Annotated in this window: 2 protein-coding genes; both read right to left on the reverse strand. The window is 74.0% G+C overall.

The window, feature by feature from the left end; genetic code table 11:
* Nucleotides 1-45: 45 nt before the first annotated feature.
* Nucleotides 46-1,083: a LacI family DNA-binding transcriptional regulator gene (locus ABZ281_RS48285; RefSeq protein WP_356665086.1), complete on the reverse strand. Its 1,038-nt coding sequence runs from the start codon at nt 1,081-1,083 to the stop codon at nt 46-48.
* A gap of 94 nt (nt 1,084-1,177) precedes the next feature.
* The coding region (locus tag ABZ281_RS48290; protein ID WP_356665088.1) for a helix-turn-helix domain-containing protein at nt 1,178-1,709 on the reverse strand (532 nt) is incomplete at its 5' end.

Consider the following 1,709-nt stretch of genomic DNA (forward strand, 5'->3'; position numbering starts at 1 on the left):
GCCGTGTGCCGGCCGGTCGTGCCGCGCCCCTCGTGCCGCGCCGGGTCAACTCGATTCGCGGTGCAGCACCGTCGCCCCCAGCACCTTGTGCGTCTCGGGCTCGGTGGTGGGCTTGCGCACCGCGCGGTCGACCAGTTCGGCCAGTTCACGGCCGCAGGGCAGCCGCAGGTGGACCGTGCTCAGCCGGGGCCGCAGCAGCCGCCCGAGCACCAGGTCGTCGGCGCCGATCACGGCGGTCTCCTCGGGGATGCGGATGCCTTCGTCCAGCAGGGCGCGCATCAGCAGCATCGCGTACTCGTCGTTGTAGGTGAACACCGCGTCCAGGCCGAGGGTGCGCCAGCGGGCGGCCAGGCGCGCCGCGGCCTGCTCGTCGTAGGCGAGGGGCAGTTCGGTCACCGTGGCGTCCGTGCCGCGCACCGACTGGCGCACACCGTCGAGGCGGGGCGCGGAGAACGCATCGAGGCCGGGTTCCTGCGGGACGACGACGCCGATCCGGCGCCGGCCGCGGTCGTAGAGGTGGGCGCCGGCGCTGTGGCCGACGACGTCGTGGTCCATGAGCAGCGCGTGCGCGCCCTCGATGGTCTCGGGGCCGAGGGTGACCACGGCCCGGGCTCCCGAGCGCTTGAGCACCGCCACTCCGCGCGGGCCGAGACCGGAGCCGGGCACCAGCACGGCCACGGGCCTCAACTCGGCCCAGGCGCGGGCTGCTTCGTCGCCGTGCGGGCCGCCGGTGCCGTACTGCACGACCGTGTAGTCCAGGCCGCCGAGCGATCCCTGGAGGTCGGTGAGGAACCGGTTGTAGAGCGGGCCGACGGGGAAGGTCGGCGCGGGGATGAGGACCATCCGGCTGTGTCCGGCGCGCAGGCTGCGGGCCGCGGCGTGCGGTACGTATCCGAGTTCCCTGGCGGCCTCGTGCACACGGCGGCGGGTGGGTTCGCTGATGCGTACGGCGCTGGTGTTGTTGAGGACGTAGGAGACGGTCGCGCGCGAGACGCCGGCCAGGCGGGCCACATCGGCGCTCGTAGGCACGGAGCGCGACGGTGCGGGGGACGGGGGCGCGGGCGTTTTCGGTATCTGCACCATGACGTACGGCATCTTGGCAGAAGCCCCAATGCGCGCTTCCGGCGGGGGAGTTGTGACGAACCCGTGAGCGCTCACGGGGTGCGGCGGAGGACTCTCAGCGGGTGGCGCCCGTGCCTGTCACCCGGTCGACCAGGTCGGTCCACGCAGCTTCGAGGCGGGACAGCGGTATGCCGCACTGCCTGGTGAGGTGGTGTACGAGGGCCGGGTCCAGCTGCCCCATCAGCGTGTGGGAGAGGAGCTCGCAGTCCGCTTCGGGGACCGCCTGCCGCAGCAACATCTCGATGTGGTGCCGCAGCACACGGCGGGCGGGGACGACGTAGCGGCGGCTCGCACCGGGCTCGGCGGCCAGCTGCAGCTCGAGCTCGTCGGTCGAGCGGCGCAGCATCGCGCAGCCGAACGCCCGCAGCCGCTCCACGGGCGGCGCCCCGGGCCCGGGCGGCGGCGGGCCGCCGAGGAACGCGGCCTGGAACGTCTTCTCGGAGTGGTCCAGCAGGGCCGTCAGCAAGCCGGTGCGGTCGCCGAATCTGCGGAAGACCGTGCCCTTGCCGACACAGGCCTCGGCGGCCACCGCCTCCATCGTGACGGCCTCCGCGCCGCGCTCCGCGACCAGCCGTGCGGCGGCCTCC

The sequence above is a fragment of the Streptomyces sp. NPDC006265 genome, assembly GCF_040613555.1.
Taxonomy (GTDB): domain Bacteria; phylum Actinomycetota; class Actinomycetes; order Streptomycetales; family Streptomycetaceae; genus Streptomyces.